This is a genomic window from Paenibacillus alkalitolerans (genome assembly GCF_016482785.1).
Lineage (GTDB): Bacteria > Bacillota > Bacilli > Paenibacillales > YIM-B00363 > Paenibacillus_AE > Paenibacillus_AE alkalitolerans.
Window position 1 is genome coordinate 84,021 of sequence record NZ_JAEMXM010000001.1, and the last position, 16,587, is coordinate 100,607.

Below are 16,587 nucleotides of genomic sequence, written 5' to 3' on the forward strand. Positions count from 1 at the left end.
GATGCACTATGTTGATAAAAGCGACTAACGTATGGAGAACCTATGGATTAGGGGAGACGGCCGTGCATGCTTTGCGCGGAATCGTGCTGACCGTTTCGCAAGGTGAATTCATTGCTCTGTTGGGACATTCCGGCAGCGGCAAGTCCAGCTTGCTGCATCTTCTCGGAGCGATGGATGTTCCGACCCGCGGAGAAGTTATATTCAAAGGCGAAGATATCGGTAAAATGAATCAAAGACAACTCGCCGATTTACGTTTGAGATGCATAGGATTTATTTTCCAGACGTTTAACTTGATTCCGTCATTAAATGCATTAGAAAATGTCGAAATCCCGATGAAACTGGCAGGAATGAAACGAAAAGCGGCGAAAGAAAAAGCAGAGTATCTTTTGGAGCAGGTGCACTTGGCGGACAGGTCCAAGCACTTGCCTTCGCAATTATCGGGAGGTCAACGTCAGAGAGTGGCGATCGCCCGGGCATTGGCTAACGATCCGGATTTGATTTTGGCGGATGAACCGACGGGAAATCTTGACAGCGAGAACGGGGATTTGATAGTAGACCTTCTTCTCAAGCTGCATCAAGGTGGACGCACGATTGTAATGGTAACTCATAACCCGGAATTGACCCGTGACGTAAGCCGGATCGTCTATATGCGAGACGGGCAATTATTGGCGAAGGCGGGATAACACAATAGAAGAGTGGAAAGGTATCCGTATGTCACCAAGAAATGAAGAACAAAACAAACAAATCAGAGATGACCGCAGAGAACAGATTTTGAAAGCCGCTCTTAAAGTTTTCGCCTGGCGGGGACTTGCGGCCGCAAAGATAAGCGACATTGCTGCGGAAGCGGGTTTAAGCCACGGACTCGTCTACCATTATTTCCGTTCGAAGGACGAAATTTTTACAATGCTTGTTGAGACGGCGTTAAACGGCTCGAAGAAGGTCGTAGAGTATGCCGCCCGGCAAAAACTAACGCCTTTGGGCCAACTGAGGTGGTTAACGGAAACCATTCTTAAGGGTATCTCGGAAGACGGGGCATTTTTTTTCCTAATCATAGTTCAAGCTTTTACATCCCATGCCGTTCCGGAACAAGTAAAAGCAATGGTTAACGGCCATTCTCCCACCGCATTGGACAGTATCGTGCCAATCATCATTGCCGGACAGCAAGCCGGTGAAATCGTTCACGACGATCCAGTCAAGCTGGGGCGCGCTTACTTTGCCCTAATTCAGGGAATCTCGATGGAGCAAGCTCAAAATAAAGACGGACTGCCGCCACTGGACGCGGATCTCATATTGAGATTGTTTAAAGCCTAGGAGTTCCCGTTCACGTTCAACAACTATCAGGCGTAACTACGTTCGATGACGGTCATCGCCACGGATATATGAGTATGACCGCACCAGCTCCCAATACTGTGCAGCACACCCATATATTATGCGGAAACTACAACGGAAGAATCCCCCATACGCACTCATACAGCGGTTATACCGGGAATGCGCTTTCGTCCGGTTAAATGAGAGAAAATAGTAGTCATTCAAACATTTTTATAGTAAAAACGCACTTAAAGTATATGAGTCCAAGAATAAGATGAACTCGATCATAGTATGTACAAACTGCAGTTGAAAGGAGGGACATCACTTGACTCAAAGCGTCTTTACTTCTACTGCTACGATTCTGGTATTGTTTATCCTTCTTGTCATTATTTCCCGTATGGTATGGTAAGCGGAATAACAAGAAGCATTAAGGAGCCACGCGTAGCACGCAGACCGTGGCTTCTTAATTATTTGAGCGGAAAGGGAATTGACGCATGGAGTATCAATTTGAAAAAACCAGGAAAAATTATGAGCATTTCGCAAGCGGAAGAGTGCTGTACAACGCTCACGGAACGACTTCGTTTCCGGTCAGGTTGGGGAGCGAGATTATACAAAGATGTTTTCATATTCTTAGAAGCAAGGGGAATGAAGGGCCGTATACGGTATACGATCCTTGCTGCGGCGGAGCTTATTTGCTAACAATAATCGGACTCTTGCATAGACGCCATATTAAAACTATTTTCGCTTCCGACATTAATCATGAGCTGTTGGACATTGCCGGGAAGAATCTCTCTTTGCTTTCATCTTCCGGTATGGAAACACGCAAAAAACAGCTGCAGCAATTATTCGAACTTTACAATAAAGCTTCTCATCTGGAAGCATTGGAAAGCGCAGACTATTTGACAAGTCTGATTTCAAACGAATCGCTAGAGGAAATCTATTGTTTCCAGGCAGACATAACCGCACCGAAAGCCTTGCATGAAAAGTGCAGCAATGTCGATATCGTCATTGCAGACCTGCCATATGGCGAGATCGTAAGCTGGCAAACCGACAGTACATATCCGGTGACGCATTTTTTTTAATAATATTTATGATGTGCTCTCTCCCTCTTCGTCGGTGGTTGCCGTCGCAGCCGATAAAAGCCAGAAACTAATGCATGACAAATTCAGGCGGAGGGAATATTTCAAAGCAGGGAAACGGCACGTCGGCATTTTCGAGCCTAATTATTTTGGTAATTGCAGCGGCAAAAAAGACCGCTCCGTACGTTAGCAGAAAATTCGATAACCAATTTTAATCAATACAATTGAAAATAATATATTCTTCTTATGGTTTCATAGTGGTATGCTACCAATAACTGGCAAACCGTTGAGATCCAAGGGGGAGATAAGGTTGGATATAGATGCGTTATCGAAACGTTTTAATCACTTTGGAAAACAAGAATGCAAAGGTTCAAGCCGTTTATACGAGAACCTGTCAATGAACATTGCGGAAGATGCCAAGCTGTTGCAGATTGCTTCATATGCCGGCCTTGGTCAACCGATCCCCAATCTATTTTTTGGCGCAGTTCAGTTCCTATTGTTGAAAGGGAACCGCCACGAACTAAGTGAGTATTACGGCAGCATTGTTGCAAATCCCAGGGACTGTGATACGGCTTACCCTCATTTCAAGGATTTCTGTAATCAATATAAAAATGAAATTATCTCGATACTCCAAAGCAAGTTGGTTCAAACGAATGAAGTGAGGCGGTGCGCCTATCTGTATCCAAGTTTTTGTTATATATACGAGATAGCTGAGAAGCCGTTATCGTTAATTGAAATTGGAACAAGCGCCGGTTTGCAGCTTTTATGGGATCAGTATTCTTATTCATATAACACCGGTAAAGAAGCTTACGGCAATCTTCGCTCAAGCGTGCATATCAAATCCGAAATAAGAGGGGACGTTATGCCTCTTCTCCATAAAATGAGTCCTCCTGTTGTATCCAGACACGTTTGGATCTACATGTAAATGATTTAACAAATCCGGAACACCGGCTTTGGTTGAAAGCTTTGATCTGGCCTGAACATAAAGAGAGAGTGGAACTGTTTGAAAAAGCGGCTGATAGCATGAAGACTCAACCGCCCAAGTTGATTGAAGGAGACGGCGTTACTTTATTATCGAAAGTCGCACAGGACATCCCGCATGGAACAGCAATATGTATTTTCCATACACATGTCGCCAACCAATTACAAAGAGACGCTAAATACGCACTAGTCGAGAATATTCAAACACTGGGCAAAACCAGGGATGTATTCCATCTGTATAACAATATGTGGGATGAGAATCTGCATCTCGATTTCTTTATCAATGGCGAAGAACGAAATGAAGCATTAGCGGAGACCGAAGGGCACGGCCGATGGTTCAGGTGGTTGAAATAAAGCGCGGATGAGCGGGGTGGGCCGATAGGCGCAACCATTTTACAGCGGATCGATCTGAACGACGGCTTGCTTCCCGCTAAGCTGAATTCCGGTTTTTTTACGTCCCGACGTGCTTAGATCTTTCAGCAGCTCCTCAAGCAATTCTTTCGCTTTGGAGCCCTCTTTGCCTTGGACACGCACCACAAGTAAAACGGCGTCCCCTGATTTGAGGATGCGTTCGGCTTGTTGTTTTTTCGTTTCGTAATCATGATCCTCGATTTGCGGAGCGAGTCGGATTTCTTTCAATTTGGGCTCCTTTTCCCGTTTCCTGGCCTGCTGCGCTACTTCTTTGGCCGCACCGGCCCCAATTAACTTGCATGGGGGAGGACTGCTCATCAGGGAAGTGCATACTAAATCGACTTTAAGCTTCTTCGCCAATGCAAGAGCTTCTTGCGTCGGGACGATACCCAGATCTTCGCCGTTTATTCCGGTTAGCTGCACTTCCGATGCCTTTATCCGCTCATTCATGATCATTGTTCGACACCTAAACTTTCCTAATTATGAATCCATATTATCTTGAGAAATCGGAATTCACAAGCATAAGAAACCAGAACCGCGAAAGTTTCCGGTTCTGGTTCTTGTGATTCATTGCAATTAACTGTTCTCACCGTCTTGTATTTGTTTCTTCAGCCTCGCCAGTTCATCGTCTATTTCCGACTTGGTGTTCAAGGCGTTCAGTTTTTGATCCAAATTCCGGTTTTCGTTCTTCAATACGGAACTTGCTTCCGCATGGGCTTCGAGCTCCAACACCTTCTCTTTCATCCGGTCAAATTCTTTGACCGCGCTGGCTTTCCCGAAAGAGGAGAGCGTCTCGTTGAGCTTCTTTTGCGTTTTGGCCGCTTCCGCGCGGGCCACCAGTTCATCGCGCGATTGCTTCATTCGTTCGTACTCGGACTTCATTTCATGCAGCTGAGACCGCAGCTGATCGGATAACGACTTGGCAGATTCATACTGTGTCTTGTACACTTCCGCTTTCGCTTCGTACGTCTTCTTGTCTTCCAAAGCTTGGCGCGCTAAAGCTTCATCGCCTGCCTGAAGTGCTTGAATTGCGCCTTGTTCACGTTTGACGACCATTTCCGCCGCTTCTTCAAGCTGATGCTGAGCCCGCTTTTCTGCGGCAACCTGCTTGGCGAAGGCAACCTCAGCCTCGGACAGCTCGCTCTCCATATCCCGGATATATTGGTTCATAAGCATAACAGGATCTTCCGCTTTGTTTAACAGTTCATGGATGGAGGATAACGAGATGTCGCGCAGTCTTTTAAAAATTCCCATCGTTCGCATTCTCCTTTCTCATTAGACCTTGAATCATCTTCTCAACGTCGATCCCGGATACGTTCTTTACCATCTCCGGAGCGGTGGCCATTAAAGACGTTACGTAGTTGCTGACCCTCGCCGCCCCTTCGCCGTTTCCGGTGTCTACAACGGTAAGCTTATCGATCGAACGAATCGGATCGGCAACCTTGCCGGCCAATTCAGGAAGCATCTTGACGACAATATCGAGCACTGCGGCTTCACCGAATTTGGCGAATGCCTCAGCCAGCTTCTCCTTGGCTTCAGCCTCCGCCAAGCCGCGAAGACGAACGACTTCCGCTTCGGCGGTACCCTTGGCCCGTTCGGCTTCCGCAATCGCCAAGCCGTCGAGACGTTTCTGTTCGGCGAGCGCCTTCGCTTCAGACTCGATTCGGAACTGCTGCGCTTCCGCTTCGCGGATGCGGCGGTTTTTCTCCGCTTCCGCCGCTTGCTCGACGGAGTAACGGTCCGCGTCCGCTTTCTTCTTCACTTCCGCGTCATATTGCTTCTCGCGGCGCAATATTTCCTTCTCTTCAATGTCGATTTCCCGTTCTTTCCGAACGAGCTCGACTTTCATTTGCTCCTCGATAACGAGCTGTTTCGATTTTGCTTCTTGAATATGGTACGCCTGGTCGGCTTCCGCTTTCGCCATATCTTGATCCCGCTTGAAAGAAGCGACCTTCAATTCCTTCTCTTTGCCCGCTTCCGCTACGTTCGTATCCCGCAGCAGCTCGGCTTTCATGCCTTCTTCGTCCGCACGCGCCTTCTGTATCCGCGAATCCCGGATCGCTTCCGCTTCCGCTATTTCAGCGTCCCGTTTCACCGCCGCGATCCGCGGTTTCCCGAGCGCATCCAAGTATCCGTGTTTGTCGCGAACGTCTTTTATTGTGAACGATACGATCTGAAGCCCCATCTTTTTCAAATCTCTTGCAGCGACACCTTGCACCTCTTGTGCAAATTTATCCCTGTTCCGGTACACCTCTTCGACGGTCATGGTACCGAGGATCGCTCTAAGGTGGCCTTCCAGCACTTCCTGTGCCTCGGATTTTAACGCTTCCGTCGGTTTACCCATATATTGTTCCGCCGCTGTCGCCACGTCTTCAACCGAACCTCCGATCTTAATAATGGCGACGCCGTCCGCCATGACCGGAACTCCTTGCTCGGTGTACACTTCAGGTGTTGTAACATCCAATTTGTGAGAAAGTAACGATAAAAATTCGGCCTTTTGAAAAATCGGCCAGATGAATGCGCCGCCGCCACGGACGATTTTGATCTTCCGTCCCGTATCGTCGGTCAACGTGTTTTTACTGCCAAGCATTGACCCGGTCACTACCATCGCTTCGTCGGGGCTGACCGTCTTATACCTTGCCCAGAAGGCGAGTCCGAGCAGGATGATAATACCGAGAACGACCACGGGCACTGTTATGTATTCCATTGATTTTCTTCCTCCTTATGTACTATTAGATGCTGCCGGTTTCAGTCCATCTGCACACTGTCACCACATGGTCTTTCACTTCAATCGCCAGCACTTTCTCGCCGGAACGAAGCTCTTCTTGTTCGGTGCTTGAGGCAATCTCATGCACAAGGCCGTGACCGAACGTAAAGGATACTTCTCCAAAACCGTTTACCGGTATCGGGATCGTCACTACACCGATTTTGCCGGGCAGTTCGGTAATGGAATACGCAATGGAATTTTCCGCCTCTTTCATCGGTTTTACATAAAAGAAAAACAATGTAATCGAAAGGAAGGACGCTAAGAGGAGGGAAAGCGCCAATACGAGCCATATGCCGAACGGACTGTATGCTGAGAGAAGAATTCCCGCTCCGCCGAACGCGACGACACCGCCAACGATTGCAATCGGGTGCAGGAAGTCCGGTAGGATGTCCGTTAAGCCGTCCACCCAACCTCCGGTCAAGAAATCGGCGAATACGAGCAGTAATGCAAAGACGGATCCCGCAATGAAACAAAACCAGTACAATTCAATCATGTGGAGTAAGCAGCCACCTCTATCCGTCTGTAATATTGGAAACCGTTCCCCTAACTGATATACGCTTGGGACAAAGCGGAGGTTTCGGTCAAAAAAAAAGATGCCTGTTAAGGCATAAATTACCTGCAGCTCCACCGAGAGGACCACAACGCCGACGGCTGCCTGATATTAATCCTCTTTGCACTTTGACACGTCAACACCGATCCAAACATTATAAGCGTCTTGGCTCCATGAATCTGCGTGAATTGCTTTCGTAATCAACATGCATACAGCAGCAACGAATACAATTAATCCGATCGTCGACAGCATCAACACGACCATCCGAATCATGCTCCTTCCCGCAGCATATAGAACGCTTTCAATATCTATATGCGGAAGAAGGGCTAAAACGTATATCATTTTTTTATCTCTAACAAAAATTGCACTTTTAACGGAAGGGGAAAAGTTGTCATTGTTCTCGGCAAGCGATTCCCGTTAGCATATAGGGAAAAGCGAGGGGGAGCCTTATGAACGCATATGCGAAAATCATCCGAATGAACGACGAACACGCCGCACGGGCGTTGCGAATGCAAGTCGACTCGCCCGGGACGAAATATGACGGGGGAATCGTCAACGAGCACACGGGAATCCCGAGTCCGAGCCACGGAGGAACTGCAAGCTATATCGCTTCGCTTGCCTCGGCGCTCGTCACGCCCGAGTCCCGTTATTACCGCGACGAAATCGCGGCCGCGGCGCTGAATCGAGCAGCGGACTATATGCTGCGCGTTCAGCATACGGACGGAACGATCTCGCTCGGCGGGACAAACTTTCATTCACCGCCGGACACGAGTTTCGTCGTTGCGGGAATGGCGCAAGTTTACCGCGTGTTACGCAGTGAACCCTGGATGCCGCTCCAGGATGCGGCCGAACGGGTCAATCTCTTCTTGGAACGGACAATCCCGGCGCTTGTTACAGGCGGGTGCCACACGCCGAATCATCGCTGGGTCATGACGGCGGCTTTAGGAGCGCTCTATCAATTGTTCGGACGCGGACAATTGGCGTCACGGGCGGACGAATGGTTGGCGGAGGGAATGGATTGCACGGAGGACGGCGAATGGACCGAACGCAGCAACGGCATTTATAACACTGTGAGCGATATCATGCTCTATTATACCGCAGTCTATCTCGATCGGCCGGGGCTTCTTAAGTATGTCCGAAGAAACCTGCGAATGATGCTTTATATGGTGCATCCCGACGGCGAGGTTGTCACGGATTATTCAGGGCGGCAGGATTTCGGCGTTCCGCACGATCTGTCCGAATATTTTCTAAGTTATCGTATTATGGCGGCTCATGACCGAGATCCGTTGTTCGCATCAATGCACGACCTTACGGCTAAGACGATCACGCGCATTGGGCCCGTGAACAATCATGCGATGCTCGGCATGCTCGCTTTCCCATGCGACGTGGATGCCGTGAAGCGCACGCCGCTGCCCGACCGGTATGAGCTGCTCTTTAACGAACGGCATCCGGTCGAGGAACATCTGAAGCGAATGGAGCAGGTGGGGCACCACTCAAAAATATTGCACAGCAGCATGCATACTTCCTTCGGAGCGCCGCTCATGCGGTATCGCGATCGGGAAACAAGCGCGACGGTCATGTCGCGGACACCGTCTTTCTTCTCGCTTCGCCATGGCGAAGCAAAGCTGCTCGGCGTCTCGGTCAATACGTTGTTTACCCCGGGTAACGTGCCCATGGAGTCGTTCGCGAAGACGGACAACGGAATTCGAATGGGAACCGTTATGCAGAAGGGGTACAACTCGCCGATACCTGCAGCTCTGCTGCCGGAATCCGCCGCGTCGGACATGAGCCCTTGGTATTTGCTGCCTCATCACCTAAGGGCGATCACCCACTTGCAAACTCATAGGTTGGAAGCGGAGGTGATCCGGGAAGGCGGTGAATGGAGGATTCGTCTTTGCACGAACGATCTTGAAGACGTTATAACGCAGGTCGTTTTCTTCTTTCCGGCTTGTCAATCGCTTATCGGAGACGGACTGGAACAACGGGACGGCGGGCTGTCGTTATGGAAAGGCGGCATTTTGCATGCTTCCTCGGGACGGTCGCGGATCGAGCTCGAAGGAGGCGCTTACGAACACCGTGTGGAGCAGATGAGGGGCGGAGCCGAGCCGACAGGATCGATTCAAGCGGTTGTCGTCAATCTGCTCAGTCCGTTTAATCGCGAATTTTCGATACGGCTAAGCTAGAGCAGGACAGCGGTAGGCTGATCAACGTTAGGAAAAGTATTCGATGCACCTCTATGTCATTTGTTTCAATACAACAATTTCACCTCGCTGACAATAATTCTACCTGCTGAAAAATAGAGCGGAATACTGCGCAGTAAGCGGCTAGCAATAATTGCACTCCGCACAAAACACGAATTTTTATTATTGTTTCTTGCCGAAAAATACCGTTACAATGGCCGTACTAACCGTAACCGCCGCAACGGACGGCTGCAATCAGCTTTGCAGGGCGCAGTTCAGGGTTACGTCTGCAAACGCTTACGCCTTAGAAAAGAGAAGCCGAGTTACATGGAAACCGCACAACGAAAGAAAGGGGACGAGCTTATGCCAAACCTGCAAACCGTAAACAGCACACCGGCGACGTTCCGGGATAAATGGAAGCATTCCGAGTTCTATAAGTATTTCAAATACAAATATTTGACTCTGCTGATCCTCCCGGCCATCCTTTATTTCGCGGTGTTTGCGTACGGACCGGTATACGGGCTGCAGATCGCCTTCAAAGATTACAACTTCTTCGACGGAATTTGGGGCAGCGAATGGGTCGGACTTGCGCACTTCGAGCGATTATGGCAAATGCAAAGCTTTAAGGAAGTGTTCGTTAACACGGTAGTCATCAGCTTATATAAGTTTATTTTCGGATTTCCGGCGCCCATTATATTCGCGCTCTTGCTGAACGAATTAAGGTATGTGCTGTTCAAGCGGTGGGTGCAGACCGTTTCGTACTTTCCGCATTTCGTCTCATGGGTCATTCTCGCGGGCATCTTCACTCAATTTCTATCGCCGTCGATCGGTCCAATCAACATTTTGATCAAATCTCTCGGGTTTGAACCGATCTACTTCCTCGCTGATACGCAATGGTTCAGGACCGTGCTGGTCACTACCGACATATGGAAGGACCTCGGTTGGGGGACAATCATTTATTTGGCGGCGCTGTCGGGCATCAATCCGGAGCTATACGAGGTGGCGAAAGTCGACGGCGCCAGCCGCTTCCAACGCATACGGTACGTGACGCTGCCGGGTCTGTATCCGGTTATCACGATCATGATGGTGCTTACGATCGGAAAGCTCATCAACGACGATTTCGATCAAGTGTTCAACTTGTATAATCCGGCCGTATACAGCGTCGGGGATGTGTTGAGCACATACACGTACCGGATGGGTCTCGTCAATATGGAATACAGCTTCGCGACGGCCGTCGGCTTGTTTAAAAATCTCATTTCGCTTGTAATGGTGCTGGGCGCGAACGCGATTGCGAAACGGTTGAACGATTACGGGCTATGGTGACAATCGCGCAGAGAGGAGGCGTTACCCTTGAAGGAAACTTCGTTAGGAAGCCGCATTTTTGATACCGCCAACGTGCTGTTTATGATTGTGTTAAGCTTTACGACGATATACCCGTTCCTGTATTTGCTGACGCTTTCGCTCAGCCCGAACGACGTCTCATTCGTGCAAATCCGTATCATTCCGGAGCGGGTGACGTTTAATAATTTCATACAAGTGCTTAATTACGATTATGTGATTAAAGGCTTTCTGAATACGCTGCAGCGCACGGTGTTAGGAACGGTATTAACCGTTAGCGTTACGATTGCGGCAGCTTATGTTTTGGCGAAGTCCTATTTTCCGCACAGAAAGTTCTGGACCGTTCTGATCATCATGACGATGTTTTTCAATGGAGGGCTCATCCCGACGTACTTGCTGATCAAGAATCTCGGCCTGATGAATACCGTATGGGCGCTCACGCTTCCAATCATGGTCAATGCGTTTCAGTTAATCATCGCGAGAAATTTCATGATGTCCATACCGGAAGAGCTTGAGGAAGCCGCCAAAATCGACGGAGCTCACGAAATGTATATTTTGTGGCGCATCGTGATCCCGCTGTCCATGCCGATTATTGCCACGTTGGGGTTGTGGAATGCGGTGAATCATTGGAATCAGTGGTTCGACAGCTTAATTTATATGACGGAGCGCGATTTGGATGTGCTGCAGGTCGTTATGCGGCGAATCGTGCTGCAGGGTCAGATGGATCTCGTGTCGGAAACGCCGATAAACGATACGAGAGGAAATCCGGAAACGATAAAAGCGGCTACCGTCATGGTGACGACCATTCCGATCATTCTCGTCTACCCTTTCGTGCAGAAATACTTCGTCAAGGGCATGATGGTGGGCTCGATCAAAGGCTAGCGTTCAAACGATAATCGCGCCATGCGCCGTTATCTTTGAAATATATACAATAAGAAAACAGGGAGGTTACGTTTCATGCCAAGTCCATGGAAGAAAGTATGGAGCATTACGCTGGCAATCGTTTTGATTTCCGTATTGTTTCTAGCGGCGTGCTCGAACAACGCGGGCACGAAAGATGAGCAAGGCTCGTCCGAGAAGCCGGCGACGGCGGAAGGCGGCTCGAACGACGACAAGAAGGCGGACGATGCGCTCGCCAAGTATCGCCCGGTCGAGGGGAAAACGTATGAAATCAGTTGGTCTCCTTACATTATCGATCCGGTTCCGGACGACGCGCCTCTGAAAAAGCATTACGAAGAGAAGTTTAACGTAAAGTTCAAACTGTTGAATCTGGATAACAAAAACATTACTGAATTACTAAACCTCAAGTTCGCCGCCGGGGAAATTCCGGACTTTATGTCGGACGGCGTCAAGCGTGAAAACTTGCAGCAATATGTGAAGCAAGGGGTGCTAATGGAGCTTCCGGAGGAGGTCATCAAGGAGTTCGCTCCGGATCTGTACGAGAAGGCGTTGGCTTATGAGCCGAAGTGGCTGAAATTCGCGATGGTGGACGGAAAGATCTATGGCTTGCCGGAGATGGTCAACTCGGGGAAACGGACGGTCACCGTATGGCGCGGGGACTGGCTGAAGAAAGTGGGCATTACGAAGACGCCGGATACGCTTGAAGAGTTCGAGGAAGCGTTCTATAAGTTCGCGAACGAAGATCCGGACGGAAACGGCAAAAAGGATACGTACGGCTTGTCGATTTCCGGTCTTGCCGGAGTATTCGGGGCATTCGGCTATCTGCCGGGCTACAGCTCCTTCGACTGGCAGGATTGGTTCTGGCACGAGCGCGACGGCAAGATTGTCAACGGCGCCGTTCAGCCGGAAATGAAGGACGCGCTCGCGTTGATACACAAGTGGTATAAAGACGGAGTGTTGGATCCCGAATTTATTACCGGCGAAAACATGGGCGGTTACTGGGCGCTGTCGCATTCGTTCATCAACGGCCGGATCGGCTACAGCGGCCATGGCCACTTCTACCATTGGAACGAGAGGTTAAAAGACGGAGGCATCGGCGCGAACTACGAAGAAATCGAGAAGTTGGATCCTAAGGTGGCGGAATCGCTCGTACACAGCCTGCCGCCGGAAGGTCCAGGAGGAAGAAACCTGTATACGGACAACAAGGTTCCGGGCAAAATTATCGCGTTCGGCCGAAACCTGGAGAAAGAACCGGATAAGCTCGGCAAAATTCTCGAAATTCTCAACCATACTTCTGCATCGTCGATAGAAAACAACTTAACTGCAACGCTTGGTTTTAAAGGCGAAATGTGGGACGTCGATCCGGAAACGGGCTTGAATAAGCCGATCGGCAAATGGGCGGAGTTGTCAGACCGCGTTGACGGAAAGATGATATTCCAAAATCAATTCGGCGTTTTCCCTGCGGAAGGGCCGCGTATGGATTGGGCGAAGGAGCATAACTACGACGTTATGACGCGCAATAAGCTGCAGGTGGCGCTGCCGTCCGAATCGATGTACAAGGCGGAGCTTATAAAATTGAGAGACGAAGCGTATATCTCGATCATCACCGGCGACAAGCCGATCGATTACTTCGAAGAATTCGTCGAGAAGTGGCATCAAATGGGCGGCGAGCAGCTGACGAAGGAAGCGAATGAATGGTATCAAGAATTCAATAATTAAAAAGCAGTAAGCGCATGCGGTAAGGGCTTAAGGGGAACGCCTCTTAAGCTCTTAACCGTTTCGATCGATGGTTGCCATGAACGGGCGAGGAGGAAGCCGTATGCTTCATAAAGAAGGATATTCCTTCTCTACGATGTGGAATTTGCGCAAGCACACGCGCGGGGAAGACATCATTAATGAAATCTTGGACTTGGGGTTTGAGCAGGTAGAACTGAACTATAACGTGACGGCGGAGCTGCTCTCGACGATCGAACCGATGATCGAGAGCGGACGCGTCCGCATATCGAGCGTGCACAACGTGTTTCCGTTTATCCCGGACAAAAATTACGACACGGATTCCGTGATGCTCGGCTTCGACGATTTGGAGAAGCGGAGGAGGGCTGTGGAGCTGCTGACCGGGTCCGTCGATTACGCGGTTCGATACGGTGCGAAGGGTGTCGTCGTACACCCCGGTGAAGTCCCCTTCGACTATAATATCGATGCCGAGCTGAAGCGGCTTTGGCGGGAGCATGGGCGGAACTCTCCTGAATATGCCGCACTATGGGACTTGATGCTGGAACAGCGGAATGCGCTGGCTCCGATTCACGTACGCCGCATTCAAGAAAGCTTGGAAATCGTTAGCGAATATATTGCGAAGAAAGGTCACGACGTAAAGATCGGTATTGAAACCCGGTCCAGATGCAACCAGATTCCGACCCTCCAGGAAGCCGGTCAAATCATCGAAGGCTTGCAAGGAGCGCCTGTCTATCTTTGGTACGACATCGGGCACGGGATGCTGATGGACCGGATGGGACTATACGATAACGTGAAAGAGATCCTTGAGTTGAAGCATAAGGTACTGGGTATCCACATCCATGAAACCGTGGACCTTGTAGACCACTGGTGTCCGTATATACAGAGCGGCGGGGACGACGGCTTCGATGCGTTCCTGGACGTGATCGAAGCGGCGCCGATTAAAGTTTATGAGCTGCGCTCGCCGAACACGGCGGAGCAAATAGAACAGAGCTTTCAAATCATGACTGGCAAAATGGCCGCAAGGAAAGGAACGGGAGCGCAATGGAACGCGGGATAAAGACGGCAAGTTATATTCGTGAAGAAGAAAGCATCGATTCCCGGCTGCGCGGCGATCACCGGGCAATAGTAAGCGTTCTCGCCGATCGGTATATCGGAGCGAACCCTCCGCTTCCGTTCGTGTTTCGCGCTTGGCCGCTCGACGGCATTATGCAGACGGCCGACGGATTGTTCGATATCAATTGGAGGAACCGGTTTCCCGACGCCGCCCATGGCATGTACGCTTATGCATGCGGCGCCGTATGGAGCGACGCGGAACGCTCCATAGACCTTGTTATAGAGTGCTACGGGCCTGTACAACTGTTCTGCAACGGATCACCGTTGTACCGGTCGAATGCGATCGACGAAGTGAAGAAGCACCACCGTTCCGTCGTTGAGGTGACGTTTCGCCGCGGATGGAACACGTTGTTCGTGAAAGCGCGGAACACGACGGCAGGCTTCGGATGCGCCATCGGCGCCGATGAAGCGAAGGTGCGCATTCTGCATGTGTTGTCTCCGTTTACCGAACGAATGGGCCAAGCCGGTTGGGTATTTACCGCGCCGACGGCTGCGGATGTGTTTGCCGGCGGCGAGCGTCTGCCGGATGCAGCGGACGCGGAGCCGTCGGACAAATGCGATTGGTATCCGCTGCTTCGGCGGGGAAGCCGGGAATCAGCCGTATGCAGCGAGACGCTCTACGGGCTGCAGCCCGGCAAGAAGGTTTACGCTTGGACGAGGCTGGAACGGCTCCAGGGCGGTCCGTTAACGCTTTCCGGCCGGTCGGACGGCGCTCTTCGCGTATGGTTCGGTTCGCACTTGGTGCTTGATGCTCCGGCAGGAGGCGAGTTTCTCGTATCGGTTCCCCGCTCCTTGGTGGAAGGCTGCGACGTTTATGTAGAGAGCGTGTGCGGCAACCGAGGATGGTCATTTGAGCTTCGGGCAGCCGTTGAAGGACGGCGCTGTATGTGGGAGCAGCCGCATCCGGTTCACGGATATGACGGACCATGGCTGCTTCTTGGGCCGATCGACGAAACGGTCGATTACGGACCGGCCGAATTGGGAGTCATTCATCACGTATACGACGGGGGCCAAAAACAAGTTTACTGGCGCACGGCCGAGCCGCTCGTTGCCGTCCGTCCCTTCTACGAGAACGCGATGCTCAGCAACAAGTGGACGACGAGCGGAATGACGAATTTCGCCCGGTGGGACTATCCGCTCGGCGTAACGATGTACGGATTGCTTAAGAGCGGACGTCTTCTGGGACGGGCGGATATGATCGAGTACGTCAAGAAGCATATCGGCTCTTGCACGAAATATTACGATTATTCGCTCTGGGATAAGGAGCAGTACGGCTTTCCTTCCGTGAATCACCAGCTGGTGTTAATGAAAATGCTGGATAATTGCGGTTCTTTCGGTTCTTCCATGCTGGAAGCGTACCGGGACAACGCGGACGAATCTTATCTGCCGGTAGCGGAGACGATCGCGTCCTTCATCCGGGACCGGCTCGAGCGAAGGGAAGACGGCGCCTTCTACCGCATCTGCGAAGGCGAATACTCGGAAAATTCGATGTGGGCGGACGATCTGTATATGAGCACGCCGTTCATGAAGCGTTACGCGCAGTTGAAGGGCGACAAATCGTTCCTAGACGATGCGGCGCGGCAGTTTCTGCTCTACAAGAAGTATTTGTTTATGCCCGTGAAGCGTATCATGTCGCATGTATACGATTTTAAATACGGAACGGCAACCAAAGTGCCTTGGGGAAGAGGCAACGGATGGGTTCTCTTTTCGTTATCGGAGCTGCTGGAGGCGGTTCCGGAAACACATCCGCACCGCAGCGAGCTCCTTCCTTTCTTTAACGACTTATGCGAAGGTTACTTGGCGCTTCAAGGGGAGAGCGGCATGTGGAGGCAAGTGCTGGACGACCCGGAAGCATACGAGGAATCGTCCTGCACTGCCATGTTTACGTACGCGTTCGCAAGGGGTGTCTACAACGGATGGCTGCATGATCCGGACCGGTTTGCGGCAGCGGCTTTCCGCGGCTGGCACGGTCTGACGCGGCACGCCATCGACCGGGCAGGCAACGTATACGGCGTCTGCAGCGGTTCCCGCTACTCCTTCACGGCCGAATATTATAAAGATGATCTGAAGACGGTCACTAACGACAATCACGGCATCGGTATCGTCATGTTGGCCGGTACGGAAATTTGCAAGCTGGCGGAATGGATGGCCGTATCGGAACGCACGACGGTCGAGAGCGCGAAGTAAGTCAAACACCCGGCGGGATTCCCACGAATCGTTGCGGTT

Annotated in this window: 16 protein-coding genes and 1 pseudogene; 12 read left to right on the plus strand and 5 right to left on the minus strand. The window is 50.7% G+C overall.

Annotated elements, in window-relative coordinates:
- The first annotated feature begins 8 nt into the window (after positions 1-8).
- From JET16_RS00385 to JET16_RS00400, 6 genes and pseudogenes are all read left to right on the plus strand, one after another.
- Complete coding sequence (locus JET16_RS00385; protein ID WP_199613604.1) at positions 9-683, plus strand: ABC transporter ATP-binding protein; 675 nt, start codon at positions 9-11, stop codon at positions 681-683.
- 28 nt (positions 684-711) lie between these two features.
- Positions 712-1,311 (plus strand): TetR/AcrR family transcriptional regulator, encoded by a 600-nt coding sequence (locus tag JET16_RS00390; protein WP_199613605.1) that lies wholly within the window; start codon positions 712-714, stop codon positions 1,309-1,311.
- 322 nt (positions 1,312-1,633) lie between these two features.
- Entirely contained in the window at positions 1,634-1,717 is an 84-nt protein-coding gene (locus JET16_RS29845) for a YjcZ family sporulation protein (protein ID WP_233530970.1), read from the plus strand.
- Between the two features lie 85 nt (positions 1,718-1,802).
- Positions 1,803-2,390, plus strand: coding sequence for a hypothetical protein (locus JET16_RS00395; protein WP_267908642.1), 588 nt, complete (start codon positions 1,803-1,805; stop codon positions 2,388-2,390).
- A gap of 34 nt (positions 2,391-2,424) precedes the next feature.
- Positions 2,425-2,577, plus strand: coding sequence for a hypothetical protein (locus tag JET16_RS30465; RefSeq protein ID WP_325176606.1), 153 nt, complete (start codon positions 2,425-2,427; stop codon positions 2,575-2,577).
- 72 nt (positions 2,578-2,649) lie between these two features.
- Positions 2,650-3,722, plus strand: a pseudogene (locus JET16_RS00400) (DUF2332 domain-containing protein).
- 39 nt (positions 3,723-3,761) lie between these two features.
- On the opposite strand, the gene infC reads toward JET16_RS00400, so the two are convergent.
- The 5 genes from infC to JET16_RS00425 form a co-directional block, all read right to left on the minus strand.
- Positions 3,762-4,235 (minus strand): translation initiation factor IF-3, encoded by a 474-nt coding sequence (infC, locus tag JET16_RS00405; protein ID WP_199613606.1) that lies wholly within the window; start codon positions 4,233-4,235, stop codon positions 3,762-3,764.
- Positions 4,236-4,355: 120 nt separating this feature from the next.
- The gene (locus JET16_RS00410; RefSeq protein WP_199613607.1) at positions 4,356-5,033 is read right to left on the minus strand and encodes a PspA/IM30 family protein; all 678 of its coding nucleotides are present in this window, start codon (positions 5,031-5,033) and stop codon (positions 4,356-4,358) included.
- Positions 5,020-6,486 carry a flotillin family protein gene (locus JET16_RS00415; RefSeq protein WP_325176573.1) on the minus strand — a complete coding sequence of 489 codons (1,467 nt, stop codon included), beginning with the start codon at positions 6,484-6,486 and terminating at the stop codon, positions 5,020-5,022. Before JET16_RS00415 ends, JET16_RS00410 begins: the two co-directional genes overlap by 14 nt.
- Positions 6,487-6,511: 25 nt before the next feature.
- Entirely contained in the window at positions 6,512-7,039 is a 528-nt protein-coding gene (locus JET16_RS00420) for a protease (RefSeq protein WP_199613608.1), read from the minus strand.
- Between the two features lie 168 nt (positions 7,040-7,207).
- Entirely contained in the window at positions 7,208-7,438 is a 231-nt protein-coding gene (locus JET16_RS00425; protein ID WP_199613609.1) for a hypothetical protein, read from the minus strand.
- A gap of 107 nt (positions 7,439-7,545) precedes the next feature.
- Between JET16_RS00425 and JET16_RS00430 the strand changes: the two genes are divergently transcribed.
- The 6 genes from JET16_RS00430 to JET16_RS00455 all read left to right on the plus strand — a co-directional run bounded on the left by JET16_RS00430 (position 7,546) and on the right by JET16_RS00455 (position 16,548).
- Positions 7,546-9,279, plus strand: coding sequence for a hypothetical protein (locus JET16_RS00430; protein WP_199613610.1), 1,734 nt, complete (start codon positions 7,546-7,548; stop codon positions 9,277-9,279).
- A gap of 324 nt (positions 9,280-9,603) precedes the next feature.
- Complete coding sequence (locus tag JET16_RS00435) at positions 9,604-10,599, plus strand: ABC transporter permease (RefSeq protein ID WP_233530906.1); 996 nt, start codon at positions 9,604-9,606, stop codon at positions 10,597-10,599.
- Positions 10,600-10,626: 27 nt separating this feature from the next.
- Positions 10,627-11,496 (plus strand): carbohydrate ABC transporter permease, encoded by an 870-nt coding sequence (locus tag JET16_RS00440; protein ID WP_233530907.1) that lies wholly within the window; start codon positions 10,627-10,629, stop codon positions 11,494-11,496.
- A gap of 75 nt (positions 11,497-11,571) precedes the next feature.
- Positions 11,572-13,233: an extracellular solute-binding protein gene (locus JET16_RS00445; protein ID WP_199613611.1), complete on the plus strand. Its 1,662-nt coding sequence runs from the start codon at positions 11,572-11,574 to the stop codon at positions 13,231-13,233.
- A gap of 100 nt (positions 13,234-13,333) precedes the next feature.
- Positions 13,334-14,305 (plus strand): sugar phosphate isomerase/epimerase family protein, encoded by a 972-nt coding sequence (locus JET16_RS00450; protein ID WP_199613612.1) that lies wholly within the window; start codon positions 13,334-13,336, stop codon positions 14,303-14,305.
- Positions 14,290-16,548, plus strand: coding sequence for a glycoside hydrolase family 88/105 protein (locus JET16_RS00455; protein WP_199613613.1), 2,259 nt, complete (start codon positions 14,290-14,292; stop codon positions 16,546-16,548). The genes JET16_RS00450 and JET16_RS00455 overlap by 16 nt, the downstream gene beginning before the upstream one ends.
- Positions 16,549-16,587 lie beyond the last annotated feature (39 nt).

Excerpts from the sequence above, each read along its gene's own strand:
- JET16_RS00385 (WP_199613604.1), top strand. The coding sequence starts at position 9 with ATGTTGATAAAAGCGACTAACGTATGGAGAACCTATGGATTAGGGGAG.
- JET16_RS00390 (WP_199613605.1), top strand. The coding sequence starts at position 712 with ATGTCACCAAGAAATGAAGAACAAAACAAACAAATCAGAGATGACCGC.
- JET16_RS00395 (WP_267908642.1), top strand. The coding sequence starts at position 1,803 with ATGGAGTATCAATTTGAAAAAACCAGGAAAAATTATGAGCATTTCGCA.
- infC (WP_199613606.1), bottom strand. The coding sequence starts at position 4,235 with ATGATCATGAATGAGCGGATAAAGGCATCGGAAGTGCAGCTAACCGGA.
- JET16_RS00410 (WP_199613607.1), bottom strand. The coding sequence starts at position 5,033 with ATGGGAATTTTTAAAAGACTGCGCGACATCTCGTTATCCTCCATCCAT.
- JET16_RS00415 (WP_325176573.1), bottom strand. The coding sequence starts at position 6,486 with ATGGAATACATAACAGTGCCCGTGGTCGTTCTCGGTATTATCATCCTG.
- JET16_RS00420 (WP_199613608.1), bottom strand. The coding sequence starts at position 7,039 with ATGATTGAATTGTACTGGTTTTGTTTCATTGCGGGATCCGTCTTTGCA.
- JET16_RS00425 (WP_199613609.1), bottom strand. The coding sequence starts at position 7,438 with ATGATATACGTTTTAGCCCTTCTTCCGCATATAGATATTGAAAGCGTT.
- JET16_RS00430 (WP_199613610.1), top strand. The coding sequence starts at position 7,546 with ATGAACGCATATGCGAAAATCATCCGAATGAACGACGAACACGCCGCA.
- JET16_RS00435 (WP_233530906.1), top strand. The coding sequence starts at position 9,604 with ATGGAAACCGCACAACGAAAGAAAGGGGACGAGCTTATGCCAAACCTG.
- JET16_RS00445 (WP_199613611.1), top strand. The coding sequence starts at position 11,572 with ATGCCAAGTCCATGGAAGAAAGTATGGAGCATTACGCTGGCAATCGTT.
- JET16_RS00450 (WP_199613612.1), top strand. The coding sequence starts at position 13,334 with ATGCTTCATAAAGAAGGATATTCCTTCTCTACGATGTGGAATTTGCGC.
- JET16_RS00455 (WP_199613613.1), top strand. The coding sequence starts at position 14,290 with ATGGAACGCGGGATAAAGACGGCAAGTTATATTCGTGAAGAAGAAAGC.